This is a genomic window from Silvibacterium acidisoli (assembly GCA_022870745.1).
GTDB lineage: Bacteria > Acidobacteriota > Terriglobia > Terriglobales > Acidobacteriaceae > Silvibacterium.
The window spans coordinates 36,943-63,349 of sequence record CP085323.1; the positions used below are offsets into that span (position 1 = coordinate 36,943).

General features: G+C 58.1%; 19 protein-coding genes and 1 tRNA gene. 9 read left to right on the top strand and 11 right to left on the bottom strand.

Translation table 11 applies throughout. From position 1 onward, the window contains the following. Nucleotides 1-43 precede the first annotated feature (43 nt). Nucleotides 44-736 (top strand): hypothetical protein, encoded by a 693-nt coding sequence (locus LJD29_RS00165; protein ID WP_446743724.1) that lies wholly within the window; start codon nucleotides 44-46, stop codon nucleotides 734-736. On the opposite strand, the gene LJD29_RS00170 is transcribed toward LJD29_RS00165, so the two are convergent. Then, entirely contained in the window at nucleotides 733-1,782 is a 1,050-nt protein-coding gene (locus LJD29_RS00170; protein WP_446743725.1) for a Gfo/Idh/MocA family oxidoreductase, read from the bottom strand. The genes LJD29_RS00165 and LJD29_RS00170 overlap by 4 nt on opposite strands. A gap of 58 nt (nucleotides 1,783-1,840) precedes the next feature. Between LJD29_RS00170 and LJD29_RS00175 the strand changes: the two genes are divergently transcribed. From LJD29_RS00175 to LJD29_RS00190, 4 genes are all read left to right on the top strand, one after another. Continuing rightward, nucleotides 1,841-2,002, top strand: a complete 162-nt coding sequence (locus LJD29_RS00175) for a DUF3309 domain-containing protein (protein ID WP_446743726.1) — start codon at nucleotides 1,841-1,843, stop codon at nucleotides 2,000-2,002. A gap of 61 nt (nucleotides 2,003-2,063) precedes the next feature. Beyond that, complete coding sequence (locus LJD29_RS00180; protein WP_446743727.1) at nucleotides 2,064-3,710, top strand: family 20 glycosylhydrolase; 1,647 nt, start codon at nucleotides 2,064-2,066, stop codon at nucleotides 3,708-3,710. A 172-nt stretch (nucleotides 3,711-3,882) separates the two neighbouring features. After that, a complete protein-coding gene (locus LJD29_RS00185) occupies nucleotides 3,883-6,423 on the top strand; it encodes an ABC transporter permease (RefSeq protein WP_446743728.1) in 2,541 nt (846 codons plus the stop codon). Nucleotides 6,424-6,627: 204 nt separating this feature from the next. Next, on the top strand, nucleotides 6,628-7,035 hold the full coding sequence (locus LJD29_RS00190; RefSeq protein ID WP_446743729.1) for a DoxX family protein: 408 nt from the start codon (nucleotides 6,628-6,630) through the stop codon (nucleotides 7,033-7,035). A 61-nt stretch (nucleotides 7,036-7,096) separates the two neighbouring features. Here LJD29_RS00190 and LJD29_RS00195 read toward each other — a convergent pair whose 3' ends face one another. After that, a complete protein-coding gene (locus LJD29_RS00195) occupies nucleotides 7,097-8,062 on the bottom strand; it encodes a TolB family protein (protein WP_446743730.1) in 966 nt (321 codons plus the stop codon). A 40-nt stretch (nucleotides 8,063-8,102) separates the two neighbouring features. Continuing rightward, entirely contained in the window at nucleotides 8,103-8,900 is a 798-nt protein-coding gene (locus tag LJD29_RS00200; RefSeq protein WP_446743731.1) for a biopolymer transporter Tol, read from the bottom strand. A gap of 150 nt (nucleotides 8,901-9,050) precedes the next feature. Between LJD29_RS00200 and LJD29_RS00205 the strand changes: the two genes are divergently transcribed. Together LJD29_RS00205 and LJD29_RS00210 are read left to right on the top strand one after the other, a co-directional pair. Next, nucleotides 9,051-9,836 carry a peptidylprolyl isomerase gene (locus tag LJD29_RS00205; protein WP_446743732.1) on the top strand — a complete coding sequence of 262 codons (786 nt, stop codon included), beginning with the start codon at nucleotides 9,051-9,053 and terminating at the stop codon, nucleotides 9,834-9,836. Nucleotides 9,837-9,862: 26 nt separating this feature from the next. Continuing rightward, nucleotides 9,863-10,390, top strand: a complete 528-nt coding sequence (locus tag LJD29_RS00210) for a peptidylprolyl isomerase (RefSeq protein ID WP_446743733.1) — start codon at nucleotides 9,863-9,865, stop codon at nucleotides 10,388-10,390. Between the two features lie 62 nt (nucleotides 10,391-10,452). On the opposite strand, the gene LJD29_RS00215 is transcribed toward LJD29_RS00210, so the two are convergent. The 7 genes from LJD29_RS00215 to LJD29_RS00245 all read right to left on the bottom strand — a co-directional run bounded on the left by LJD29_RS00215 (nucleotide 10,453) and on the right by LJD29_RS00245 (nucleotide 22,597). Beyond that, nucleotides 10,453-10,911 carry a hypothetical protein gene (locus LJD29_RS00215; protein WP_446743734.1) on the bottom strand — a complete coding sequence of 153 codons (459 nt, stop codon included), beginning with the start codon at nucleotides 10,909-10,911 and terminating at the stop codon, nucleotides 10,453-10,455. Nucleotides 10,912-11,239: 328 nt separating this feature from the next. Further along, the gene (locus LJD29_RS00220; protein ID WP_446743735.1) at nucleotides 11,240-12,709 is read right to left on the bottom strand and encodes a hypothetical protein; all 1,470 of its coding nucleotides are present in this window, start codon (nucleotides 12,707-12,709) and stop codon (nucleotides 11,240-11,242) included. 69 nt (nucleotides 12,710-12,778) lie between these two features. Further along, nucleotides 12,779-13,822 (bottom strand): polysaccharide biosynthesis/export family protein, encoded by a 1,044-nt coding sequence (locus LJD29_RS00225; RefSeq protein WP_446743736.1) that lies wholly within the window; start codon nucleotides 13,820-13,822, stop codon nucleotides 12,779-12,781. Continuing rightward, nucleotides 13,809-16,082: a GumC family protein gene (locus LJD29_RS00230; RefSeq protein ID WP_446743737.1), complete on the bottom strand. Its 2,274-nt coding sequence runs from the start codon at nucleotides 16,080-16,082 to the stop codon at nucleotides 13,809-13,811. The genes LJD29_RS00225 and LJD29_RS00230 overlap by 14 nt, the downstream gene beginning before the upstream one ends. 507 nt (nucleotides 16,083-16,589) lie before the next feature. Beyond that, nucleotides 16,590-19,886 (bottom strand): alpha-mannosidase, encoded by a 3,297-nt coding sequence (locus LJD29_RS00235; RefSeq protein ID WP_446743738.1) that lies wholly within the window; start codon nucleotides 19,884-19,886, stop codon nucleotides 16,590-16,592. A gap of 48 nt (nucleotides 19,887-19,934) precedes the next feature. Next, nucleotides 19,935-22,388, bottom strand: a complete 2,454-nt coding sequence (locus LJD29_RS00240; RefSeq protein ID WP_446743739.1) for a putative bifunctional diguanylate cyclase/phosphodiesterase — start codon at nucleotides 22,386-22,388, stop codon at nucleotides 19,935-19,937. A gap of 132 nt (nucleotides 22,389-22,520) precedes the next feature. Next, nucleotides 22,521-22,597, bottom strand: a tRNA-Val gene (locus LJD29_RS00245). Between the two features lie 431 nt (nucleotides 22,598-23,028). Between LJD29_RS00245 and LJD29_RS00250 the strand changes: the two genes are divergently transcribed. Beyond that, nucleotides 23,029-23,904, top strand: coding sequence for a ChbG/HpnK family deacetylase (locus LJD29_RS00250; RefSeq protein WP_446743740.1), 876 nt, complete (start codon nucleotides 23,029-23,031; stop codon nucleotides 23,902-23,904). Continuing rightward, on the top strand, nucleotides 23,901-25,049 hold the full coding sequence (gene bshA, locus LJD29_RS00255; RefSeq protein ID WP_446743741.1) for an N-acetyl-alpha-D-glucosaminyl L-malate synthase BshA: 1,149 nt from the start codon (nucleotides 23,901-23,903) through the stop codon (nucleotides 25,047-25,049). The genes LJD29_RS00250 and bshA overlap by 4 nt, the downstream gene beginning before the upstream one ends. On the opposite strand, the gene LJD29_RS00260 is transcribed toward bshA, so the two are convergent. Continuing rightward, on the bottom strand, nucleotides 25,013-26,356 hold the full coding sequence (locus tag LJD29_RS00260; protein WP_446743742.1) for a sensor histidine kinase: 1,344 nt from the start codon (nucleotides 26,354-26,356) through the stop codon (nucleotides 25,013-25,015). The genes bshA and LJD29_RS00260 overlap by 37 nt on opposite strands. Nucleotides 26,357-26,407: the final 51 nt, after the last annotated feature.

Below are 26,407 nucleotides of genomic sequence, written 5' to 3' on the forward strand. Positions count from 1 at the left end.
GGGAGCTAAAATAACCCCATCGATGGTAGTGCGAGGGTAAGGCATGTTTAATCACGAAGAATCAAACCCTTCCATCCGCGCCGGACGAGCCATTGCGATCACTGGAGTCGCTGCAATCGTCGTGGTGCTGGCAATCGTCGCCTATGTGATGATGAATCGCCACAGTGGACCGGTTGAAGGCGCGCTGACCAGCGTCAAGCTCTATCTGCCGGAAGCTCCGGCGCGGCCTGCAGACTCTGACCTGCCAGCTGAAGATGTTCCCGCGGGAAACAAGATGCTCGTGCTCGCCGAGGTGACGGTGCACAACGTCGGCAAGAAGCCGCTGACGGTTCAGGATTTCTCCGGCATCGTGAAGTCCGGCGACACCGACTTTCAGAGCTTTGCCGCAGGCCCGGGAGACTTCCAGCGGCTCTTCTCTTTCTATCCTGACCTGCTGGCACAGCAGAAGACTTCGTTTCCCCGCCACGAAACCATCCCTCCCGGCGGAAGCCAGCAGGGACTGGTCATCTTCAACTACAACCTGACCGAAAACCAGTGGAACGAAGCGCAGGCCTTCAATGTCGAAGTCTCTTTTGAAGAGACCAAGGAAACACTCGAGCTGCAACCATCAGCCTTCCCGGCGCACGAGCGTATTCCGAATGTCATTCCGCCGCAACCGAAGACGCCCGCCGGCACAGTGCATCGCGCCCGGCTTGGCAAGCTGCCGGGCGCAGCGGTTGCGCAGCCGCAGCCCTAGCCTACAGGTTCGTAAGGCAGCCGCACGCCCTCACTGCTCGCATGACGAGCCAGTTCCAGCAGACGCGTCGTGCGCAGTGCTTCTTCGGGCTTTACTACAAGCGGAGTAATGCCGAGCAACGCATCTCGCACGTTCTCGTACAACAAGCGATAGTCTCCCGGCAGCGTCTCGATTTTCTCTACAGGCCCATCGACGAGATAGAGTTCACCCCAGCACTTCTCGGGGTTTACACCGAAACCTGGATCGCCATAAGTCTTCCCCGCCTTGGCCTGGTCTTCCTGCGGATCGATCCCCCACTGCACGAAGCTGCCCTTTGTTCCATGGACGACAAAGCGAGCGCCCGGCCATTGCGCAGAGAGCGTCGAGTACAACATCGCCGTCACGCCGGAAGAAAACTTCAGCTGGATCGTGAACGCGTCGTCGACTACCGCCGTTCTGCGATCGACGCGCACATCGGCAAATATATCCTCGGGGTCGCCAAAAAGCGTGGTGGCCTGGTCGACAAGGTGCGCTCCGAGATCGAACAACACGCCTCCGCCCGGACCGCCATTCTCGCGCCATCTCTCCAGCCGTGCCTCTGCGCGAAAGCGGTCGAGCCGATTCTCAAACATCACGATGCGGCCCAATCTGCCTGATGCCAGGATTTTCCTGAGCGTAAGAAAGTCGCCGTCCCAGCGGCGGCTCTGATACGCCGTGAGCAGCAGCTTGCGCTCGCGCGCCAGCTCGATCAGCTTGCGTGCTTCCTCTGATGTCAGCGTGAACGGCTTGTCGATCACAACGTTTTTGCCGGCCCTCAGGCACTGCTGCGCGTGCTCGAAGTGCGCTGCGCTCGGCGTGGCCACTACGACAAGCTGGATGCTCTCATCCCGCAGCATTTCCTCGATCGAACGCGCGATCTTCACGTCAGGATAAGCAAGCTGCGCTTCATCTCCCTTGCGTTGCACGATGGTTGCCAGTTCCAGCCCCGGCGTTGCTTTGATCACCGCCGTGTGGAAGATCTTCCCGGCGAGCCCGAATCCAATCACTGCTGTACGAATGTCTGCCATGCGGCCATTGTCGCACGCAGATCGGCCCGCTGTTTCACACTGTGCTACACTCGCGGCCATGCCACTTATCATCATCCTGATCATTCTGCTGATTCTGGCTGGAGGCGGCGGGTACTACATGGGACCCGGCGTCGGCTATTACGGAGGCGGTGGCCTCAGCCTTGTGCTCGCGATCATCATCCTGTACCTGCTCTTCGGTCGCGGACGCCGCACGCTCTAACATTCTCCACGCTCATGCGGTTCAACGAGCGAACAGCAGAGCACTGCCTGCAGGACTTTTCATGAAATCCTTTCTGACTCGAAGCATCAATCGCAGGAAATTTCTCGTCAGCAGCGGCCTCGCAATCGCCGCCGCAGCCGCGCCGAAGCTGCACGCAGCAACCGGGACAAAACAGCCGGTACGAGGCATCATGGTCGATGCCGGGCGCACCCCCGAGACCATGGAGTACTACCATCGCGTCCTCGACTTCTGTTCAGAGTGGCAGATCAACACGCTGCACTTCCGCCTTACCGACGATCAGGGCTCGGCAATGCGCTTTACTACCGTGCCCGGCCTGATGATGCATCGCAATGCCTTCACCGCCGACGAGCTGCATGACCTCGTTCTCTACGGACAGAAGAATGGCGTCGACATCATCCCCGAGGTCGAGTCCTTCGGACACACGGGCTTCATCACCCTCTCGAAAACCTACGGCCACCTGCTCGACGCTGACCCTGACGGGTCGAAGGAGTTCTCAGGCCTCTGCCCCGTGCATCCGGAAACGCTGCCGCTCTTCGAGAAGCTTTACAAAGAAGTGGCAGCTATCTTCCCTTCTGTCTACTTCCACGGCGGCTGTGACGAAGTCAATTGGGGCGGCTCTGAGCTCTCGAAGAAAGCGCTGGCGCAGAAGTCGCGCGCACAGATCTGGGGCGAGTACGTGAACGCTCTGAACAAAATCGCGCGCGGCCTGCACAAGGAATTCATCGTGTGGGGTGACTTCATCCTACACAAGGAACCGGAGATACTCTCACATCTCGACAAGAACATCGTTCTGCACGACTGGAACTACTCCGACAACAACGCGGTGAAGATCGAGGAGACACGCCGCAAGATCCGCGAGAATGGCTCGCGTGCTCTCGGCGCGCCCGCTCTCCATTGTTGGGGATGGGGAGCGCGCGTCGGCACCGAGCAGCTGCGCAACATCGATGCCTTCGCGGACTCCTACTACAACAACGGAGACGAGGGAACGCTCGGCGTCATTCTCACCAACTGGCTGCCCAGCCGCTATATTCAGAATTCCATCTGGGACGGCTTTGCCTACGCTGCCGTTGCCTTCAACATGGGCACTGCGACAGCGCAGACCTCGGGCCTGCGCCGCTTTGTCGAGAAGCATTACGACGCCGAGTGGAACGAAGACTGGGCCGAGGCGTTCCGCATTGTCTACGACGACGCTCCCGCAGCCAAACGTCGCGGTACCGAATCGTGGATGAAGTGGCCACTGGCAGCGCCATGGTCCAGCGACGAAGAGCTCAGGGCCGCGCTGGCACAGCCTCCGCTGGGTGAGAATCCGTTTACGCGCATGCGCAGCAGTCTGGCGAAGGTGCAGCTCCAGGTGAGGAAGAACCACGCGGACTTCATGGCCTTCTCGCTATGTGCCGAGTACCTGGAGCGCATGTACTGGCGCGACCAGGTGCTACATCAGGTCACGGACGCCGAAAGCTCGAAGCTGTTAGTTGCCGACATAGCGGATGGCGATCAAGGTCTGGCCGCGGCTCTTCAGGAAGACTGGAAGAGCGGCCGTTTCCCGGGCGATGAATCTCTCACCGCGCCGATTGCGGAGTTTTCTCTCAAGGATCAGGTGGTCTTCGCATGGATGAAAGCCACCGCTTATTCCGCATCGCTCGCCGCACAGCCGGAACGTTTCTACCAGCTTCTGCAATCGAAGTAAGTCAAATGCCGTATGTCCGGCCACGGACATACGGCATCCTTTGCCGGACACTGCCAACTTTCACTATCTCCCATAACTCGCTGAAAACAAAAAGCCTGAATTTGGCACAGTGCGTGCACTATTCTCTTGCGAAGCCGTAAACCGCGCGGCTCCACAAGAGGATAGAGCGCCCATGCTCGCAAGTCTGATGCAGGATCTACGCTACGCCATTCGGCAGCTGCGCCGCACGCCAGGCTTCACGGTGACCGCAGTGGTCACGCTGGCGCTGGGCATCGGGGCGAATGGAGCGATTTTCACGTTCATCCACGGCATGCTCCTGAAAGACCTTCCGGTAGCGGATCCGGCGACGCTCGTGCGTCTGGGCGACAACACCGATTGCTGCGTAAATGTGGGCACTCGCGACGACGGCGATTACTCGCTCTTCTCGCTCGACACCTACCAGAAGATGCGGAGATCCCTACCCGAGTTTGAAGAACTCGCAGCTATGCAAGCGGGCTTCTCGTTTCGCCCCATCACGGCACGCCGCGACGGCCACGGCAACCTCGCCCGCTCAATGAATGGCGAGTTTGTCTCTGGAAATTATTTCCGCACTTTCGGCCTCGCCCCTCATGCCGGCCGCCTCTTCAACGACTCAGACGATGCAGAGGGATCGCCGATTGTAGCCGTCCTCAGCTACGACGCATGGAAGAACAACTACGCCTCCGGCCCCAGTGTCGTGGGCAGCACCTTCTGGATCAACACACAGCCCGTTACCATCGCCGGCATTGCTCCTGAAGGATATTTCGGAGACCGCATTTCGCCGAGCCAGCCGGACTTCTACCTGCCTATCGGCAGCATGACGCGGTTGACCGGCGCGCCCTACCTGCATAACGCGAAAGTGAACTGGCTGTACATGATCGGGCGCGTGAAGCCAGGAACGGCTATCGGGCCGTTGCAGACAAAGGTCAGCGGTACGTTGCGCTCCATCTTTGCATCGATCTGGGGTCTGCCGAGCGTTTATGAGAAATCGATACTGTCACGGGCACATATTGCGCTGACGCCCGGCGGAGCCGGCATTCGCAACCTGCATGACGAAGATGCCCAGGAACTCTGGCTGCTCATGGGCATCTCCGGCACCGTTCTGCTGATTGCCTGCGCCAATATAGCCAACCTGTTGCTGGTGCGGGGCATGGGCCGCGCCGGAGAGATGTCCCTTCGCTCCGCGCTCGGCGCACATCGCACACGCATCCTGCGACAACTGCTGACTGAGAGCCTGCTGCTTGCGGGCATCAGTGGTGTGGCCGGAGTTGGCGTCGCATGCCTCGGAGCACGAGCCCTGCTGAGCATGGCTTCTTCCAGGGATGGCAGCCTTCCTGTCAGCGCCAATCCTTCGCCGGAGGTGCTGGCCTTCGCGCTCGGCCTGACCCTGCTGACTGGAATTCTCTTCGGCCTCGCCCCTGCGTGGGTTTCTTCAAAGTCAGACCCGATCGAAGCACTCCGCTCCGGCACTCGCGCAACAACCGGAGGCGCAACTCTGCTGCAGCGCGGCCTCGTGGTAGGGCAGGCAGCACTTTCGCTGATTCTGCTCGTGACCGCAGGCCTCTTCACGCAAAGCCTGAACAAGCTGCAGCATGTCGACCTGAAGCTCGACACAACAAACCGTTACATCGTGCACATCAATCCGCAGGGAGCGGGCTATTCGCAGCCGCGGCTTGAAGCGCTTTACCAGAGCATCGAACAGCGCTTTCACATGCTGCCCGGGGTGCAAAGGGTCGGCATCGCCAGCTATACCCCGATGGAAGACAACAACGTCAGCGTATCCGTGCAAGTGCAAGGCAAGCCCGAAACCGGCGACAGCGCTTCACCAATACGCATCAACTCCGAGTATTTCGATTCCGTGGGTACGCGGGTCGTGAGAGGCCGTGGCTTTCGCGGGAATGATACCTCGATTTCGCAACGAGTCGCGGTGATCAACGAAACCGCCGCGCGAAAACTCTTTGCTCCAGGCGAAAACCCCATCGGCCATCACATCGGTTCTTCCGGACCGGTAAGCAGCGGCGACTTCGAGATAGTAGGCATCGTCGAAGACACGGTTTACACGAGCGTGAGAATGAAGAATCATCTCGTCTTCTTCATCCCCGGCGTGCAGCGCGGCGCGAGCGCAAAGGGCCCCATTGAGCAGGACGACTCCCTCTACGCGGGCGCCATCGTGATTGCAGCCGATCAGCCAATCGCAGACATCGAGGCAAAAACGCGGCAGACGCTCGCTTCCATCAATCCCAACCTTACCGTGGTGAAGTTTGAAACCTTCTCTGACCAGGTTGCAGACCGCTTCCATGGCGATCGCCTGCTGGCAAAGCTCACCGGGCTCTTCAGTGCCGTCGCTCTCATGCTCGCAACGATAGGCCTGTACGGCGTAACCGCATATGGAGTAGCACGGCGCACCTCCGAGATCGGTATCCGTATCGCTCTAGGTGCGGAGCGGCGCAGGGTCGTTGCAATGGTGCTTCGCGGCACCCTCCTGCAAACCGGACTGGGACTTCTGATTGGTCTTCCCATCGCCCTGCTGGGCGCGCGCATCATGAAATCGCAGCTCTACGAAATTAACGGTGTTAACGCGCTGGTGCTGTCGGCTGCCGTGTCGATGCTGGCTCTCGCCGCGGCCATTGCGGGCTTTCTGCCTGCGCGTCATGCAGCATACATTGATCCGCAAGAGGCGCTTCGCCATGAGTGAAGATCGCCTGCGATACAGACAGATCGGTTTGCAGCTATGCCTCCAAGCAGCTGCCTTGTGCAGCGGCACGCTCCTATGCCGCTGCACGATTTTTATCTGAAGCAGACTAGTCACCGGGCGGCTACCGTTCATCGATAAACCGTTGACCACCCTTACTGGAATTTGCGAACATCTCCGGCATCCCACGCTTTGCCAGGAGGTTTCATGGCTTTGTCCGACGTAACATTGACAGCACCGCAACCATCGAAGGCCGCACTGTGGACGGGACGCGTCCTGTCCGCCCTTCCTGCGCTCATGCTGCTGAGCGGCGGCATCTTCGCATGGACCGCATCACCGCAGGTAGTTGAAGGAACCGAAAAGATGGGTTACCTTTCAAGCCTGCTGCCCGTGCTTGGCACTGTTGAGCTGGTCTGCGCAGTGCTTTACATCATTCCGCAAACAGCCGTGCTTGGCGCGCTGCTGCTTACCGCATACTTCGGCGGCGCAGTTGCGACGCACGTCCGCGTACAGGACCCGATGTGGCCAGTTCCGATCGTCTTCGGCATCATCATCTGGCTCGGGCTTTTACTGCGACGCCCGCATCTGTGGAGAGCGTTGAAAGACATGCATTGAGGAGGCAGGGATCAGGGGATTAGGAAAACGATACGCCCTAATCCCCGGCCTCTGTTCGTGCCTACTGTATCGCCTCGTATGTCACATAAGCGAAGCGCATTGAATCGGGAGCCCACGAATTTACATTCATGCTTCCCTGCCCGCCTTTGGCCTGCGTAAGCGTCTTCTGAGACTTCGCGACCACGTCGTTGTGTATCTCGACAAGTTTGAAGACGATCTTTACATCACGAGGGTCATGCGTGGGCGTGCCTGCCGGATACGCAATGTAGACCAGTTTCTTCCCATCCGGAGCTATGTGCGGAAACCAGTCCTGCATGCTGTCGCTCACCACCATCTCGGCCTTCGCATCGTTGTCGCCCGCGCCCTCTGCAGGAAAGCGCCACACCGCTTCCTTCCCCGAGCGGTCGGAGTTGATATAGATCCACTTGCCGTCCGGTGAATAGTCAGGACCGTCATCCTGTCCCTTGTCTGAGGTCAACCGCTTCTCATCGCCACCCGTAGCAGGCTGCGCATAGATGTCGTACTGCTTGCCGCCGATCGGGCGCTGCGCGACATAGGCAATCGTCTTGTTATCCGGCGACCAGCCATGAAAATAGCTCGGAGAGACATGCGTCATCTGCTTAATATTGCTGCCGTCGGCATCGGCAACATATACCTCAGAGCCATGTTCTTCGCCCTGCGATGCGGAGAAGGCCAATAGCTGGCCATCGGGAGAAATCGCCTTGTCGTTGTTGCAGTGATAATCAGCAGGGATCTGCAGCTTCTCTTTCTCTTCCACCGTGCCGTCGGATTTGAAATCGAGCTTGTGGATCATGCCGCCCGAATTCGAGATCAGGTATTTGCCATCGGGCGACCAGTTGGGAGCCTCCCATATCGTGTCCGCCGTAAAGATCAGCTTCGACGTGTGGGTGCGCAGATCGTAGACATACATACGGCTGCGCATGGGAGCATCGGCAGCATGCGCCATCCACGGGAGCGAGAGGGAGAATGCAACAGCAGTAAGCAAACGGCACGCGGAAACCTTCATATCCATTCCTTTTCGTCTCGATTCAAAAACAGAACTGCGACTACTCAACCTTGCCCGCTTCATTCTCAAGCACGACCTTTGAGAAGACGCCCGTATCCACCGTTGCGGGCAGATGCGAGCAGAACCCAATGCCTACGTAGAACGGCCCATCGAAGTGTAGTGTGACCGGCGGCCCGAACTGGTGCAGCGGCTCACCCTTCAGGCTGACGAAGATCGCTACCTGGTCGCCCTTCTTCTCGATACCGATACGCTGCGCCATTACGCCATTCATCGTGCCGCCGAAGCGAAATTGCATGTCGCTCATCTGTGAGCCTTTTTCCGGGCGCTCAGCAAGATGAATCATTCCTGTTCCGTGCATGCCAAGCATGGCTTCTTTCGAATCGTCTTCAAGCGTCTGGCGGATGATCAGCACGACCTTACGATCGTTGTAGCCGTTCGGATCGGGAAAAGTTGTATCCGCTGCCAGTGATACATCGCCCGACATCTTCTTGTAGAGAAAATGAAACTCGTCGCGCTGATACCAGATGTTGTACCCCGCGGAGTGAATCGTATACTGCTTCAGCGCCTGGTCATAGCTGGCGCTGCCCTGCACCAGAGCGCTGCCCACGTCAGCCTGTCCGTCAAAAATCCCAATCGATTTGTTTTCGATACGGCTCGGACGATGAAAGTCCGCCGGCGGAGGAACCTGCTTATGCGTTGCAGAACCAGGCAATGCCCAGTCGGGAACGGCCGGATTGGATTGGGCCTGCAGAAATAAAGGCGAAGCGCAAACAGAGAGAGTCAGAAGCAGAGAGACGCGGGAGAATTTCGCAGCAGAACAACCAAAGGAACGTTTCATGAAAAAGCACTCTAGCAGATGAAAACGGCGGCAGGCCATCGAAACCTGATGAATGGTCTGACCAAAATCAGCCCCGGTTCGCACAGATCGAAAGGCCGCCGGATTTCTCGGTTCGGCTTCCATGCTGTAACCTGTTCCTTGGGATTTTTGATGAAAGCTCCGAACCTTTTTGCTTCTCTTCTCCTGTCGTCGTGCGTGTTCGCAGCCTGTGGCACGGCGCAGACGCCGACACCTGATTCCCCAACTTCCAACGATCCGCAAGCGGCTGCACCTGCAAGCCAGACTCCGCCTGCATCGTCCTCGACTCAGGACCTGCCGGATTCTCCCGGTTCCCAGGTTCCCGTAAGCCCGCAACCTACCGGCCCCACCGCGGTCTTCGATACATCGATGGGACGCATCACCTGCCAGCTCTTTCAAAAGGAAGCTCCGCAGACAGTTGCGAATTTTATCGGCCTGGCCGAAGGCACGAAGGACTGGACCGATCCCAATACGAAGCAGAAGGTTCATGGCAAGCCGCTCTACGACGGCACGACCTTTCATCGCGTGATCCCGGAGTTCATGATCCAGGGTGGAGATCCGCTCGGCAACGGCATGGGCGATCCAGGCTACTACTTCAACGACGAGTTCGATCCCAACCTGAACTTCGACGTTCCCGGACGCCTGGCCATGGCAAACTCCGGCCCGAACACAAACGGCTCGCAGTTCTTCATCACCGAGGCTCCAACCGAGCATCTGAATCAGAAGCACACGATTTTCGGCCAGTGCAATGAGTCGAGCATACTTGTTGTGAAATCAATCGCCCGCGTCGAACGCGACGGCGAAGACAAGCCGATCACTCCGGTCGTCCTCAAGAAGGTCACCATCGTGCAACCGGGGCAGCCTTTGCCGCCGCCGGCCAATTCCACTGCTGCTCCTGCGGCAACGCCGCAGCATTAATGCAGAATTAACCGAAGGAGTTTTCTATGTCACGTCAACCCGGTACGTATGCGATCTTCAACACCAGCGAAGGGCAGATCGTCACACGCCTCTTTGAGAAGGACGCACCGAAGACTGTTACGAACTTTATCGAGCTGGCCGAAGGCAAGCGCGAGTGGACCCACCCCGTCGGCGGAAAGAAGAGCTCCGATAAGCTCTATGACGGAACCATCTTCCATCGCGTGATTCCCGACTTCATGATCCAGGGCGGCGACCCGGCTGGCAATGGCATGGGCGGTCCAGGCTATCGCTTCGAAGACGAGACCAAGGGCTCACCGCACAGCTTCAACGTGCCCGGTAAGCTGGCCATGGCCAATGCCGGACCGAACACCAACGGCTCGCAGTTTTTCATCACCGTCGCACCGACAACCTGGCTGACCGGCAAGCACACCATCTTCGGCGAAGTCGTCGAGGGGCAGAACATTGTCGAGAAGATTTCCAAGGTTGCACGCAACGGGCAGGACCGCCCCAACAATCCGGTCACCATCGACTCCCTCGTCATTGAGCGCGTCTAGCTCTTAACGACGCATAAAAAAGCCCGCTCTTCGGAGCGGGCTTTTTTTATGCATGAAAGGTTCTAAAAATTCTGGCCATTGAGCGTCGAGTCGCCCTTAAGCTCCTGCTGTTGGCGCTCGAAACCCGATTGCTTCGACAAGCCAGTTTTCTTCTTCTGGGTGAAGATACTGTCCTTCGGAGCACTCTTGGCCCTGCGTTGATTTTCGAGCTTCTGGAATAAATCCTGCTGCTGCTTCTTAAACTTCGAGGACATCCGCACATGAAGTTCCGGATTGAGAAACTGTCTTTGGTTCAGATCTGAAAAAGTCGTTCCGAGTGATGGGGAAAAACTGAATTGAGCAGCATCCACTCCAAACGGCGGGCTCACCTCAGCCTTGCCAGTTGCGCTGTCAGGAAAGGAATCAGTGTATAAGCCCCCCCCGCCACCCATTACCTGGGGCGGTGCACTCGCTGAGGATTGCGTGGGCGAAGCAGTCTGCGTGTTAGCGATACCAGCCTGGAGTGCGGTACGCGACTTCATTGACATGTTTCCGCTGGCTGGATTACCGATTAGACCGTTCGGTGCGTGCTGCTCTGTGCTTCGCAGCGGAGTATTGAATGTCTGCCCCCCGGCTCCGAATAATCCCGCGCCCGCTCCGCCTCTGCCCGACCCTTGCGGTAAACCCGAAACCGAGGGATCCGGAGCCTGTCCGGGGCCGCTGGAGTTCGCTGTGGCGGAGATACTGCCATCCACTGCCGAACTTACATCGGAACTCTGAGCCGTAGCTCCGCGCGTCACTGTAAAAAGGAGTAAGAGGAAGCACGCGGATTGGAGTTTGGAGTAAGTCTGCATAATTGCGGTCTTTTGTTTAACGTGAGTTGGGATTCCACGCCAGGTATGGAAGCTTCTGGATCGCGTAAAGAATCGTTGCCAAAATGATGAGATTTCTAAGGCCCGATAGATAAGCGAATAGTCCCACTTCGGTAGGAAGTGCCAGCAATACCGCAGCCGCTACCATGAAGACGTAGCCGAACGAATCGAGAGATCTGGAAGTCCAGTCCAATATTTTTCGAATCAGAAACGCCATCAGCAACGGATAAAGAAAAACGCCAACGATGCCGAAATCTACCGCACCCGCGGTAAGGATAGTATTCGCAGCGTCGCGGTATGTGAGCCCGAACAGTTCATCTGCCAGGGTTTCCTCACCGGCGATCTGTACGCCGAAGACCTCTCCAGAGTTCTTCTGTGGAAGCAGTACTCGTGGAACCGATGCTACGGCTTCAGAGAATGTGCTAACTCCCAGGGCGGGAGTCTTATCCATGCTTCCTTCAAGAACATCAGCGTAAAAGCCGATAACAAATGACCGGCTCTTTACGTTCTTGCCATTGGCCTCCGATGCCCTTTCCAAAGCGGAACCGTCAGCTACCCATTGAGCGACAATTTCCATCCTTCGCGAAAGTGAAAGCACCGTCTTGTCACCCTGGTTGCCTGCAAGACGTAACAGCATGAAGAAGCTAATCCCAAAAAACGCAAAGGTCCCCAGCCCGCCAAATACGAGGATGTTCTTGAATACATTTCCGCGTATACGGTATCCGCTGGTTCTGAGGACGAAAATCGTCAGCATGGTCATGTAGAACACAGCCCTGCGATCGACGGTCGTCTGTAACACCGCGTCGATAAGAGCACAAATGCCTAGCGACCACTTGAGATATCCTTTGGGCGCAGCAATACATGTTGCCACGGCCACCGTTACGATCGGCGTCAAGCAGGCGGAGAGTACCGCTACCAAAGGGTTTTGCTGCGTGGATCCTTCACTCTGATTAATACCGCCGAAGCCCAGTGAATGTGTGGCAAATCCGGCCATGAGGCCAAGCGTAATCAGGTAGATAAATAAACATGCCTTCTGATTGACGGGAATTCTCAGGTTCGGCGAAAAGAGTGGCTTTTCATAGAGCTCGCCAAGAAAGCAAAGGCCAGCCCCGACCAACAGTACAGAGGCCATGCCTCGAGCCAGAATTGGGTCGGTTGTACCGAAAAGCTCGGCCAAACCTCCGGCGCGTGGCAGGGTAAGGTACGTGTTCAGCGCACCGCCACCGTATCCCAGCAGCAGGTTGATTGCAAAAATAATGGAAATGCGAGTGGGAGCCAGGCGAAACAGCCAATCCCAGAGCATATAAAGGGCGGCTACAGTCGCGGTGCCGGCAGCGAATGCCATCGCCTCTTCCGTCCCCACCGCAAAGGTCATTAATCCCACGAGGGTCAGGATCCCGGGGATCTGCATCGCGTATGCAGGCCGAGGCAAGGCATACATCGCGTCGGCGTTGTTCTCCGCGCGCATCCCGTTTGCAGGATAGATTGCCTTAACCGTGTTCATACGCCATCTTTCATGCCTTACGCTTTAAGGCATTTACCTGTTATAGGCCTGGTATACGCCCGCCTGTTCCGCACCGATAACGGCTTCCTGAATACCCTGATAGAGGAAGATTTTGCCTACGCTGGCTGGCACGAAGAGGATATCCCCGTTCTCTACCTTGATATCCGCCTGCCGGCCGTAAGTCACATGCTTGAGGTCGATTTTCACTTCTTCACGGCCCTCAGGAACCTTACGAACCAGCCTTGCTCCACTCAGGGATGCGGTCTGCAGCCATCCCCCCGCAAGTGTCACCGCCTGTAGCAGCGAAAGATGCTCATTATTATCGACCAGATAGCCACCCGGCTTGTTTACCGCCCCGAGGATGTAAACGATACCGGACTTGTCGACCACGACTGTATCCCCCGGCAGGATGATGGGATTGTACTGATCCTGCAAGTGGGACGTATTTGGTACGAGAGATACATTTACGGGATGCCGAGGGTCATCGCGGTGAATGATCGAAACCGTCTTTCCCGCCATTTGGGTAACACCGCCGGCCATCGCAATCATTTCCAGCAGTCTGCGGCTTCCAAGAGTCGGAAAGAGTCCTGGTGTCTTTACTTCACCGGTAATCGTGGCGCCCTGGGTTGCATATTCCGTAATCGCAATTGTGACGTGCGGATCGCGCATGATGTCACGCGACTTGAACTTCGCCTCGATGGCACGAGCCGCCTCACCGGCAGTCATCCCGGCAACATGGAGATCGCCGAGCACCGTCAGGTTGATATCGCCGCGCTGGTTCACACGGGCGGGGCCGGAAAGCTCCGGGGTATCGAATACATCGATCGTGATCAGATCTCCGGGACCGATCAGAATCTGCGGCGCCTCTTCCGCTGGGGGAACCTGCTGATTAGGCTGGTTCGCCTGCGCCGTCGATTCGATCACCTGCGGCGCTTCTGCGCGGGCGTTCTCGACCTGACCGGCTACCTTTGAATCGACATGAGTCGCGCCTGCCGTCGGGGAAGTTTGCGCGAATGCGGTCACGCCCAGAACGCACAGGCAGAGCGCCGCTGCGTGCCTGACTTTACTTGTCCTCATCGGTGACTCCATACCCGGCTCCGTAGTTGCTCTTGTATCCATAGTCGTAGCGCTTGGAGTAGGTGTAGTAGTTTTCCATGCGCAGATCGACGTCATTGATAACCGTTCCCAGGATGCGGGCGTTTGCACGGCGCAACTGCTCACGCACCTTCACCAGTGCGCGTTTGCGGGTTACACCCGCGCGCACCAGGATGATTGTTGCATCGGCATGCGGCGCAAGACTCAACGTATCCGCGACGGCAAGGATTGGTGACGAGTCGAGGATGATGTGGTCGTAATCCTTTCGCCACTGCGTCAGCAGATCTTCCATCGCGCGCGAGGCAAGAATTTCTCCGGGGTTCGGAGCGATCGGACCGCGCGAAAGAACCGCAAGGTTGGGGTACTCCGGCAGAGGATGCTCATACACTTCGTTCCCCGATTCGCGCGAAAGCAGGGTCGAAAGACCCGCGCGGTTCGAGAGGCGGAACTTCATGTGTGTGGTACCGCGACGAAGATCCGTGTCAACCAGCAGTACCCGCGCCGAACGCTGCGCGAACGAGATCGCCAGGTTGGCGGCACAGGTCGATTTTCCTTCTGCCGCAAAGCTGCTTGTGACAAGCAGCAGTTGGGGGTCGTGATCGACCGCGGACAACAGGATCGAAGACCTGAAGGTACGGAAACCTTCCGCGCCGATCGACTGTGGCTCCACGTAGGAAACCAGGTCCGGAGAAACCTTCAGCAGGCGCTGCTGCTCGGCCTTGTCCAGGGCCGCGGAGCCCGAACTCTTCCTGTTTGCAACTGCAAAATGCGGGATGACAGCAAGCGTGGGCAGCTGAGAGATGTTCTCGGCGTCGTCCGAGGTCCGCACCGTGTCGTCCAGGCTCTCGACAAAGAAAGCGATGACGATACCGGCGAACAAGCCTCCGAGCAGACCGTACATCAGCGCGGAACGCTTTTTCGGAAGAATCGGGAACGGAGGAATCTGAGCCTGGTCGATTACATCGACATTATTGGAATTGAGCCCCGCCGTGACGCCTGCTTCCTTCAGCTTCAGCTGAAGCCCATCGTAGAGTTCCGAGGCGGCCTCTGCGCTGTGCTTCAGGATATCGAACTGCGCGGCAGACTCGTTCGCCTTGTATGCTTCCTGCTTGACCGAATCCAGTCGCGCCTGCAACAGGTCCTGAGTCTTTACAGAAGCGTTGTACTCTTCGGCAAACCGCTTCGTGAGGTTATTGATTTCGCTATCGATGTCATGCTGCACGCTGGCAAGCTGACTGTCGAGTTCCTTCACCTTGGGGTATCCCGAACCGAACTTCGCCTTCAATTGCGCAGCCTGCACCAGCAAAGCAGACTGCTGGGCACGCAAACCACTGAGCACGGTCCCGGAAGCAACGGAGACAAGCAGATCAGGATTGCGGGTCAGCGCCATCTTGTAGCGCGCCTCCTTCACAATTCGATCCGCCTGCGCTTCGGCCAGCTGCTGATTTACAGTTCTGAGGCTGTCCACGATCAGGTTGCCGCCCTGGTCGTCGAGGGCTAGCATGTTGTTCTTACGCTGGAAGTCAGTCAGATTACGTTCCGCGTCCTCGACCTGCTTCTTTACCGAACTCAGCTGCTGCTGCAGCCAGTTCGAAACGCGGGTGGTTCCTTCATAACGCGATCTCAGATCACGGTCCAGGTAAGCATCCACGATCGCATTCGCCACATCTTTCGCGAGCCTGGGATCCTGGTTCTGAAAGTGAATTTCGACGATCTCGGTGTTCGGCAGGATCAGAATCCTGGTAGCCCCGCCGATCATCCTGGTCATGCGATCGAGCTGTACAGGGGTCAGGTGGCCGTTGTACGGCGTCACTTTGAACAGATCGGAGAAGGGCTTCTTATGGTACAGGTCGAGGGTGTCGGCCACTGCCATCAGTACCGACTGGCTCTGCATAATCTGAATCTGGGTCTGCAGCTGCGTTGCTACATCCTCGCCGCCGCCCAGCTTCTGCTCGATCAGATCTTCGATACCAATATTGGTGGAACGCCCAAGATCGATGTGCAGGCGGGCAACTGCTTCAAACTGCGGGATCGTGGACGTGATGTAGTAAACCGCCAGCCCTACGCCAAGTAGGACTGCACCAAGAATGATCCACTTGCGCTTGATAAGAAGCTTGCGAAAATCGGCCGGGGTGAAAGTCGACTGGCCCGAAATTCCGGCCACGGGTCCCGCTGCGATCTGTTGTGATTCCTGGGGAGAGTTTGCCCCTTGCATCCCTGTGCGCTCCTTATAATCAGCCATCAGCGGCTGCCAAACTTCCGGGTCGTCCTGCCCGGCCAGTAACGGTGATTCGAAAGATCGAATCCTACACTTTTAGACTGGCGAAGTCCTGTGACCTCTCGCATTGATCCTGAGCAGAGTTACGTTATACGAAAGGATAAATTTTCCTTTCAACGCTGACCCCATAACTGCTGATTTTTATTTCAGTCTTTCTCAGATTGAACACATGGACACAAAACGGGAAATATCGTCATAAGAAGTGACCGAGGAAAAGCGGAGAATGCCCTGCAGGGTCTGTCGGGAATAAGAACAACCGGGGCTGATCGCCAATAATATGTCTCCGCAGCTCGGACGCAGTTCGGTGTAGAGTGTCCGCTGAGTCTCGAGTACAAGGTCTGACTTTTGATGAACTACGTGATCAGAGTTTAGCTAAAAGTAACAAAGCCGGTCAAACTGTTCTCGTAACTTTTACAAAAGAATAGGGGTGCCGCAAAATTGCGGCACCCCTTCATTCTACATCACTTACGACTACTTGGCCGGAGTGTAGCCAGCCTTGATCGCGAGGATCTCATACGGCTTCACCGGAACGGAAACCTTCCCTCCGGTTACCTGCAACGCGTCGCCTTGCGGCGCTTCGAGCAGGTTGGTTTCAGTCGCGGAGGTGGCCCCGGCAGGCAGAGTCAGCTCGACGGTACCGGCCTTTCCGGCCCACTCATACAGGTGGAAGACAAGCGCATCGCTGTCTTCGGCCTTCTTCATGGCCGTCAGCACGACGTTTTCCGGCGTGACCGAGACAAAGGAGTGACGAGCCGGCATGGTTCCGCTATGCGACTCAACCTGCACCGCGATCGGTGCAACGTTGAAGTCGTAGCCATGGCGTACCGTCATCGCAGACTTCCAGTCTGAGCTGTGGGGGTACAGGGCGTAACGGAAGTGCTGTTCGCCACGATCCGCCACCGGGTCCGGCGATGTGGGAGCGCGCAGCAGCGAAAGCCGCAGCACATTGTCCACGCCGTCGTATCCGTACTTGGAGTCGTTGATCAGGCTGAAGCCGTTCTTGCCATCGCCCTCATCCGCCCAGCGCTGCGCCGGAACCTCGAAGCGGGCCTTTTCCCAGCTGTTGTTCCGGGTGGTAGGACGCTCGATGCTGCCGTAAGGAATCTCGTAGGTAGCCTTGGCGCTCGATGCCGCCAGCGGGAAGGCCGCCTTCAGCAACTGGTGCTCTTCGTGCCAATCCACATTGTTGTCAACCTCAACCTCGTCGTGTCCGTTGTACAGGATGATGTCCTGCACGAACTTCGACTTCTCGGTGTGGTGCGTTACGCGGATCACGTCACGCAGCGGCCCCTGTTCAGTCAGTTCGACCGAGTCGGCCTGGTCCAGCTTAACCGGGGGCTTGTCGAGCGTGCCTGGATCGATGTTCCAGGCGTCGTAGTCCTGGGGCAGGTCATGGAAGAGCTGCAGCTCGTTGCCGCATCCACCCTTGGCGATCGACTCGAACTGCGCCTTCTTGTCATACAGGCTGGTAATGCAGCCAGTCGACTTGTCGACGGTGACCTTGATCGTCGCGTTCTCGAGAGTCAGGCCTTCGGCCTTCACATCGCTCGCGAACGGCTTCTTACCCGGCACTACGCGAACCACTTCGTAACCGATCGAAGGCAGGTTCTTCGCGTCGATCAGCAGCTTGAAGCTGTGCGTCTTTTCGTCGCTTGAAAGCACCTTCGAGGGCAACACATGGCCCTGGGCATCGACCACCGAAACAGACTCCGCCGCAGCCGGCATCTGTACATTCGCCGTCACCAGCCCTGAGCGTTCCCACGCAAGCGGATTCATGATGAGCAGCGCTACACCATTGCCGGCCGTATCGACCCGGGCAGCAAGGGTCTTGAGCGCGGCCTCGTCGATGGCATTGTCTTCGAGCCGTACATGCTCGAATTCCTTGGCGGCATCCTTGTAAATGATCCCGATACCCGATCCCGCAGCCAGATCATGGAAGCCATTGAAGGTGATCTTCTTCCACGCGTCCGTCAACTCGTCGTTGGGGTAGGCATCGCCGTCCAGCCATGCCAGCGAGGCAAACTTCTCGGCGTTGAGCGTCCACTCCGGAGCCTCGCGCAGATAGCGCTTGTGGCCAGCCTGCGTGGTGAAGACGCCGCGATGGTACTCGAGATAAAGCTCATCCTTCCAGGTCGGAATCGCAACCTTGCCCTCTACCGCATCGGGAGCATGGAAGCCCGTGGCGATCTTGTCGTAATCCCACGTCGGAGATTCCGGCGCGATGTCGTTCTCCACCGAGTCAAAGTAGCTCTTGGCCGTACCGAAGTGCATCTTCGGGATGACCAGGTCGCTCTTCGCCCAGCGATTTCCTTCGTCGAGGATCGAGCGGGTCGGACCGCCGCCGTGATCGCCGACACCGTACAGATCCATCATGTCGGTCATGCCGGTTGAGTCTTCACGCGCTGCCTTCAGATCTTCGGACAGGCGGACAGGGCTGAGGTTGTTGTTGCCGTATCCATGCGGGAAGTAGGTCAGGACCTTGCTGCCATCGGGCGACTCCCAGTAGAAGAGCTTCAGCGGCAGCTGGTTGGTATCGTTCCACGACATCTTCTGCGTTACGAAATAATCGATGCCTGACTTCTTGTAAATCTGCGGCATCTGCCAGTTGTAGCCGAAGGTGTCCGGATTCCATCCGATGCGGACATCGACACCGTATTCCTTCTGGAAGAAGCGCTTTCCAAGCAGGATCGAGCGTGCGGTCGATTCGCCATCGGGCAGGTTCAGATCGGGCTCGACCCACATACCGCCGACGACCTCCCAGCGCCCTTCCTTGATGCGCTGCTTGATCTGCTCGTTCATCTCGGGATACTTGTCGGCCATCCACTCGTTGTACTGGGCGGCGGATTGCGTGTACGTGTAGTCCGGATACTCGTTCATCAGCTGCAGAGCGGTCGAGAAGGTGCGCTTGACCACATCCACCGTTTCGGTCGCAGGCCACAGCCACGCTGCGTCAATGTGCGAGTTGCCGGTCAGATGCATCGTGACCGAAGACATCAGCGGGCGCAGAGCTTCGAGCGTGCCCTGTGCTTCCTTGAGCGAGGCATCGAACTTCTTCTGATCCGCGGCATCGAGAGCCTTCAGATCCACCTGGCTGATAGCCTTCGCCAGGGTCGCGTTATCCGCCGAGGGATTCTTCGAGATGCTCGGAACAAGCAAGGCTGCTGAAAGAAATTCGGCGCGCTCGTCAGCAGGATTCGGCCGGCTATCAGAGAAGTCGATCTTCATCTGTGTGCCGCGGAAGGTCTTCTCGCTTACGGTTGGCAGCAGCTTAACGGCTACCAGAACCTTGTCGCCGGGCTTCGCGCTGTCGAACAGCACAATGGGCTCAAGATCTTCACCGAGCGCAACGCGACGGCCGTTGAAGTAAATGATCATCGGCATCGGGCCATTGTCGCCATGGGCTTCGAACTTGAACCAGATGCGCGAACCGGTCAGATCATAGCCATGGAGAGTCTTGGGGACCTCGATCCATTGCCGGTACCAGACTGCTTCCTTCGGTCCCTTTTCACGCGGCTTGGCAGCCGGCCACGATGAGTCGTCAATCGAGGCACTTTCTCCGTGAGGAAGGTCTCCAACGTGGTAATGCCAATCGCCTGACGGCAGATTGCTCAATTCACCCAGCTGCGTCACGACCTTCTGCGCATCGGCCGGCAGAGACGAAATCATCGCCTGAGTGGCCTTGGCAGACTGAGCATAGATGGGAAAGGTAAAGGCAGAAAAGAAGATTGACGCAGCGACGAGAGCTGCGGACTTGGGGGGAATCTTCACGAACGGTCCTCCAGAGGCTCTACTGTCCGAAAACAGCAACTTGGCGGATTATAGCTGAGAAGGCAGGTTCGTTGATTCTCGCAGGTTCTCCTGCAGCAGCACCGCGGTCTCTTCTGCAGTCTGCGGCAGCGCGTAGAGAAAGCCCTGCAACACATCGCAGCCAAGCTCTCGCAGGATGGCAGCCTGCTCTTCACGTTCGACACCTTCCGCCACGACCTCCAGGCCGAGGCTGTGTGACATGGAGATGATCGCCTGCACAATTGCATAAGAGCCGTCAGGCTCTGCGATGCGATCGATGAAGGAGTGGTCGATCTTCAACGTCTGAATCGGCAGTTCATGAAGATTGCGTAAAGAAGAATACCCTGTCCCAAAGTCGTCCACGGAGAAGCGCACACCCAGGTTGGAGAGGTCGTGCATCTGCCGTGCGATTTCCTTGAGATTGCGCATCATGCTCGTCTCAGTCAGCTCGATATCGAGGAATCTCGGATCGGTGCCGAAGGTAGACAATACTTCCTTCACCTGGGCGGAAAAATCTGTACGCATGAACTGCAGCGGCGAAACATTCACTCCTACACGAACGGGAGCAATCCCCTGCTGTTCCCACTTCGAAATCTGACGGCAGACCTCTTCTAGAACCCAGCGTCCCAGGGGCATAATGAGTCCGCTCTCTTCGGCGATGGGGATGAAGCGGTCGGGCGGAATCACTCCGAGTAGAGGATGAGAGAGCCGCAGCAGGGCTTCGAGGCCCGTAAGCGTGCCCGAATCGGTGTACTGCGCCTGGTAGCAGAGGCGGAAGCCTCCGTCTTTGAGACAGCGGCGGATATAGGACTCGATCTCGTTGGCTTCGTTTGCAGACTGAGAGATCTCGTGTGAAACAAAAAGATATTGGTTGCCGCCCGAATTTTTTGCCCTGTACATCGCCACATCCGATGCGCGCCACAGGTCCTGTGAGTCGATGCCGTCGTCGGGAAACATTGCGATGCCGATGCTGGCTGAAAGCTCGAGGGTGTAGCCCTCGGCAGTAAAGGGCAGGCGAATTTCATGAAGCAGTCCTGAAACTACGCGTTCCGCGTCGGCAGCTGAAGTCAGGCCTCCCAAGAGCACTGTGAATTCTTCGCCCCCGGAACGAGCCACCGTATCGGTCGCTCGCAGGCGCGACGAAAGGCGATCCGCGAGTGTCTTCAGGCTGAGATCGCCCACGCCATGGCCATAGGTGTCGTTGATCTGTTTGAAGCGGTCGAGATCGAGGCAGATGACCGCAACCTTGTTGCCGCGGCGGGCCGCCGTGGCCAGGGTCTGCGCCATGCGGTCTTTCAACAGCAGCCGATTCGGCAGGCCAGTCAGTGCGTCGTGATTAGCCTGGTGAAGCAGCCGGTCATGCATCTCCACGCGTTCGGTTACATCCTGTACCAGCGAAAAGCGGCCCAGGTGGTTCTCGAACAGGATGCCGTGCGAGGAGATTTCGGCCTGCAGGCGCGTTCCGTCTTTACGAATGTGCGTCCACGGGCCGGAGACGCGCGGCTCGGGCACGGTATCGAGGAACTGGCGCTCGAAGGCTGCTTTCTCCTCGGGCGCATGCAGGTCGCGGAGATTCATCCGCATAAACTCTCCCTGCGAGTACCCGTACTGCAGCACGGCTGCCTCATTCACACGGAGAAAGTCGAGAGTGATGCGTTCTGTGATCCACATGGGGTGCGGATTGCCGTCGAAGAGAATACGGTAGTCTTCGCGCTGCTTGCCCGCATGCTGAATCTCGTCCTCCAGCAGGGTGAGGATCATGCCGAACTCTACGAAAAATTTCGGAATATTCCACCACTCAGGCGAAAGCGTGTGGTGGGGGAAGTAAAGCGCCACCCCGATGGCCAGGGGAAAGACAACCGACCAGGTCACCAGCCCGGCTACCCCGGTAATGACACCCATCGTCCTGCGGCCAAAGTCCTGTGCATAGAGCACAGCGTTCAGCAGATAAAGCTCAGTCAGGACGGGATAGATTCCCAGAATCGCGTAGTCCGGATTGCGCACCGCCAGGAACGAGGTGTAGAACGCGACCGCGGAAAACAGGTAGGCGACCAGCAATAACAGGCGGCGACGGCGCCATACCTGCCAGACCGCAATCAGGATGCATCCCTGCGTAAAAGCGATCAACGGCAGCAGCAGCCAGAAGTTCGTGATGTCGAACTGCGTCAGAAATACAAGAATCGAGGCCGGGCCGGTCAGCAGGAAGATTTTCTTCAGCGTGCCGCGTGGCCCCAGCTCCGCACGGTCGGCGGCCAGCAGGAATGCCGCAGCGGCGAGAAGCAGCATGACCAGGCCGCTGGAGGTCTTTAGCGCAATGAGCGCGGGGGAGGATGGGTTGGGCAGCAGGATTACGAAATGGGTAACAACGCATGCCCAGCCGACCATCCAGTAGCGAAGACGCGGAGACGGACGTTTGCGATAGATGGACCCGAAAAGCAGAACCAGCAAGGCCAGGATGAGAATGTCCAGCAGTGTGCCCTGCATCAGCGAACCACACTTCCCGCGCGGACTCCATGCGCAACTGCAGAATGGGCACTACCACAGACCGCATGCGCAGTCAGGAAATGATCTAAATCAATCGGGAAATAAGATGATTGTCCGGTAAAAAAGGTCGGCTGGTGGGCAGTGAGGGACTCGAACCCCCGACATCCTGCTTGTAAGGCAGGCGCTCTAACCAACTGAGCTAACCGCCCGAGCTGAACCGGAACATACGTTGCAGCTGCGTTCGTGACTCGATCCCAGGCAACAACCGTACTTTTGGACTTTACCATAGGAACAATCCGCATGCCAGCCCTTCAACGCTTTTCGGCTGAAGACCCCTGGTTCTTTATGATCGCGAGCGTCCGTTGCGCAGCCGCGTCGTAAACAGGAACCGCCATGGCAATAGCGGTCGAGCCTAACATCCAGGCCATTGCCCTAAAGGTCTCCGCTGCGCGTAACTGCTCTGTCCACTGCGCCAGATTCCGGTCCATTCGTCTTTTTCGCCTTTCTTTCTGCAACTTTCGCAACGATCCAGATACCTGCACGGATTCTAGTAAACCTATGAAATTGTGAGCTATACCCCATCGGTGTTAAAGCACTACAACACTCCGTTCATTACCTGGAACCGGTAGACTTGATTTCTGTGGCGCAACTTATCGTGAATGCTGACGACTTTGGCCTGACCGCCGGAGTCAACGAGTCCGTTCTAGCCCTGCACCGGGCCGGAGTCCTCACCTCCGCAACCTTGATGGCGACGGCCAGCCACTTCGGCGCAGCCGCAGCCGAAGCGATTCCCTCCCCGGACCTGGGGGTGGGCTGCCACGTAATCCTGGTCGATGGCACGCCGGAGCTGCCACCGGAGGATGTGCCCAACCTTGCACCCGGGGGCCGTTTCCGGCCGACGCTAGGTGCCTTCGTCACCGACCTCATGCTCGGCCGCATTCCCGAAGGTGAGATCCAGAGCGAGGCCATCGCGCAGATACGCAAGCTCCAGGCAGCGGAGGTCCACGTCACGCATCTCGACACCCATAAGCACTCGCATATGTTCGGCCGGGTACTGCGCCCGGTCCTGCAGGCGGCAATGCTGACCGGGGTCCGCGCCATCCGCAATCCCTTTGAACCGGAGTGGGCGCTGGCCGCAACCGGCAATGCTCCTTTTACCCGGCGGCTGCAGGTGAAGCTGCTACGCACGCGACGGGCAGGTTTTCTGAGGATGGTTCACCAGGCCGGGCTGGCTACGACCGACGGAGCCGTCGGAGTCCTCGCCACCGGTACCCTCGACGCAAAGATTGTCCGCAGCCTGCTTGAAGCCATGCCCGAAGGCCTGTGGGAGCTGGTCTGCCACCCCGGCTATAACGACGCAGCCCTGGCAAATGTCCGCACACGCCTGCGCGAGTCCCGCGAGGTGGAACACGAGGCGCTGCTCGAGGCCGTACCGGCCTTCGCCGGCCGGCACCGGCTTATTCATTTTGGAGACATTGCGCGCCCAACCGCATCCGAACAACGAGGCACTGCATGAAGATTGGAATTACCTGCTATCCCACCTACGGCGGCAGCGGCGTGGTGGCCACCGAACTGGGTATCGAGCTGGCCGCGGCTGGACACGAAATTCACTTCATCACCTACTCGCAGCCCTTTCGCCTGACGGGACGCGAGCATGGCATCTTCTACCACGAGGTGCCGGTCTCGAATTATCCGCTCTTCGAATATCCGCCGTACGACCTGGCGCTGGCGACACGCATGTCAGAGGTCGCCGCCTACTACCAGCTCGACCTGCTGCATGTGCACTACGCCATTCCGCATTCCATTTCGGCTTATCTCGCCCGGCAGATGCTGGTGGAGCGCAAGCAGCGCCTTCCCTTCGTGACCACGCTGCACGGGACCGACATTACGCTGGTCGGCCTCGACCACTCCTACCTGCCGATTACCCGTTTCGGCATCGAGGAGAGCGACGGCGTGACGGCCATCTCGAACTATTTGCGCGAGAAGACGCAGGAGCAGTTCCACGTCAAGAACGAGATCGAGGTCATTACGAACTTCGTCAACTGCGACGTCTATTCGCCACTCAGCAATGAGATTCGCGAGGCGGGGCGCAGCCAGTTCGCGCAGCCGGGCGAAAAGATCCTGGTTCACCTGTCGAACTTCCGCCCAGTCAAGCGCGCAGTCGATGCCGTGGAGGTCTTCGCGCGTGTTAACCGTGAAGTTCCATCGCGCCTGCTGCTGGTCGGCGATGGCCCGGACCGTTCACAATCCGAATGGCTGGCGCAGCGCTACGGTATTCAGGACCGCATCCACTTCCTCGGCAAGCAGTCGAGCGTGAACGAACTGCTGCCGCTCGCCGACCTGATGCTGATGCCAAGCGAGATGGAATCCTTCGGCCTCGTCGCGCTCGAAGCCATGGCCTGCCGAGTACCCACAATCGCTACCCGCGTGGGGGGTGTTCCGGAGCTGATCGAAGACGGAGTGAATGGCTACCTCTTCCCTGTCGGCGCCGTGGACGAGATGGCAAGGGCAGCGATCGGCCTGCTGAGCGACGAGCAGAAGCTCGAAGCCATGCGGCTTGCCGGCCGGCAGACCGCGCAGAAGAAGTTCTGCACGACGAAGATCATTCCTCAGTACGAGGCTTACTACAAACGCGTGCTCGACCGCGCCGCAGCGGTGTGAATGGCGTCATCGGCATCGTGAACGAGCGGAATCGCAAGCGTCACTTTTGTCCCGCGTCCGGGATTGCTGGTGATGTCGAAGTGGGCGGCGTCTCCATAAAGCACCTCGAGCCGCTCGCGGACGTTCTTCATGCCGATGCCGGTGCCGCGCAGGACGCCGCTGGTGTGGGCGCGTCCCGGCGCAATGCCGACACCATCGTCCTCCACTTCGATGAGGCACTTGCCACCTTCAATCCGGCTACGAAGGGTGATAGTGCCGCCGCTGATACGGGGCTCAAGCCCATGCTTGATGCTGTTCTCGACCAGCGGCTGCAGGAGCATGCTGGGAACAGGCAGTTCCAGTGTCGCCGGTTCGAGCTCCTTCACCACTTTCAGCTTGTCGGCACCGAAGCGCACCACCTCGATGCCCAGATAATCATCGGTGAAGCTCAACTCATCGCGCAGCAGGATGAAGGAGTCGTGATCGCGCAGCAGCGCCCGCAGGATGTTGGCCAGCTTCACGATCAGCTCGCGGGCCTGCTCAGGCCGGAAGCGAACCAGCGAGGCAATGGAGTTTAGCGTGTTGAAAAGGAAGTGCGGATTGATCTGCCGCTGCAGCGCGTCAAGCCTTGCCTCGAGCAGCAGCCGCTTCTGTTCTTCGAACATGCGCTCCGTGCGGATCGCATTCCAGATCTTTAAAGGAATGCCTACGACCATGGCCGCGCAGGTCCACATCGCAAGCCGGATCGGCCAGCTGTCTGTCACGAGCGCGAACAGGCGATGCGGATACATGGCCGCCAGCCACTCGCGCGCAATCTCCATACCGACAATGAACATCAGCAGCAATACCTGGCGGTCGAAGCGCGGCTGGCGCAGGTTGCGACGCACCCAGCGGTAGATACTGAGATCGACAAACGGAGAGAACGACCAGACCTCTTCCTCTTCAACGAACTGGCCGTAGAGCCCGGCGATGATCGCCACGGCCAGGTCGAACGGCAGCGCTAGATATTCGTGGTGCAGCATAGCGGGCAGTGAGAGCACCAGCGCTCCAGCGAGCGCCGAGAGCGGGCCCAGCAGGATGCCGAGAATGATCGTCGTCTCAAAGGAAATATCCGCGGCGTAGAAATTTGGCACAATCACGCGCACCCATACGCCCAGCCCCAGTGGGATACAGATGAAGGCCAGCAGGCCGAGGATCTGCGACGGTCTACGGTTCTGCGCCAGCAGCATGTTCTGAAAGGAGCGCGCACGCCCGAGAGCGCTCGAAACCGCCGCCGCCACGCCCAGCTTGACCAACAGCGTGATAAGAATGAGTTTGGACTCGATCACAGGACGAGTTTACGCTTTCTCACCAATGGCTTTCGGATTCACCATCGAGAT

Excerpts from the sequence above, each read along its gene's own strand:
- LJD29_RS00165 (WP_446743724.1), top strand. The coding sequence starts at position 44 with ATGTTTAATCACGAAGAATCAAACCCTTCCATCCGCGCCGGACGAGCC.
- LJD29_RS00170 (WP_446743725.1), bottom strand. The coding sequence starts at position 1,782 with ATGGCAGACATTCGTACAGCAGTGATTGGATTCGGGCTCGCCGGGAAG.
- LJD29_RS00175 (WP_446743726.1), top strand. The coding sequence starts at position 1,841 with ATGCCACTTATCATCATCCTGATCATTCTGCTGATTCTGGCTGGAGGC.
- LJD29_RS00180 (WP_446743727.1), top strand. The coding sequence starts at position 2,064 with ATGAAATCCTTTCTGACTCGAAGCATCAATCGCAGGAAATTTCTCGTC.
- LJD29_RS00185 (WP_446743728.1), top strand. The coding sequence starts at position 3,883 with ATGCTCGCAAGTCTGATGCAGGATCTACGCTACGCCATTCGGCAGCTG.
- LJD29_RS00190 (WP_446743729.1), top strand. The coding sequence starts at position 6,628 with ATGGCTTTGTCCGACGTAACATTGACAGCACCGCAACCATCGAAGGCC.
- LJD29_RS00195 (WP_446743730.1), bottom strand. The coding sequence starts at position 8,062 with ATGAAGGTTTCCGCGTGCCGTTTGCTTACTGCTGTTGCATTCTCCCTC.
- LJD29_RS00200 (WP_446743731.1), bottom strand. The coding sequence starts at position 8,900 with ATGAAACGTTCCTTTGGTTGTTCTGCTGCGAAATTCTCCCGCGTCTCT.
- LJD29_RS00205 (WP_446743732.1), top strand. The coding sequence starts at position 9,051 with ATGAAAGCTCCGAACCTTTTTGCTTCTCTTCTCCTGTCGTCGTGCGTG.
- LJD29_RS00210 (WP_446743733.1), top strand. The coding sequence starts at position 9,863 with ATGTCACGTCAACCCGGTACGTATGCGATCTTCAACACCAGCGAAGGG.
- LJD29_RS00215 (WP_446743734.1), bottom strand. The coding sequence starts at position 10,911 with ATGAAGTCGCGTACCGCACTCCAGGCTGGTATCGCTAACACGCAGACT.
- LJD29_RS00220 (WP_446743735.1), bottom strand. The coding sequence starts at position 12,709 with ATGCGCGCGGAGAACAACGCCGACGCGATGTATGCCTTGCCTCGGCCT.
- LJD29_RS00225 (WP_446743736.1), bottom strand. The coding sequence starts at position 13,822 with ATGAGGACAAGTAAAGTCAGGCACGCAGCGGCGCTCTGCCTGTGCGTT.
- LJD29_RS00230 (WP_446743737.1), bottom strand. The coding sequence starts at position 16,082 with ATGGCTGATTATAAGGAGCGCACAGGGATGCAAGGGGCAAACTCTCCC.
- LJD29_RS00240 (WP_446743739.1), bottom strand. The coding sequence starts at position 22,388 with ATGCAGGGCACACTGCTGGACATTCTCATCCTGGCCTTGCTGGTTCTG.
- bshA (WP_446743741.1), top strand. The coding sequence starts at position 23,901 with ATGAAGATTGGAATTACCTGCTATCCCACCTACGGCGGCAGCGGCGTG.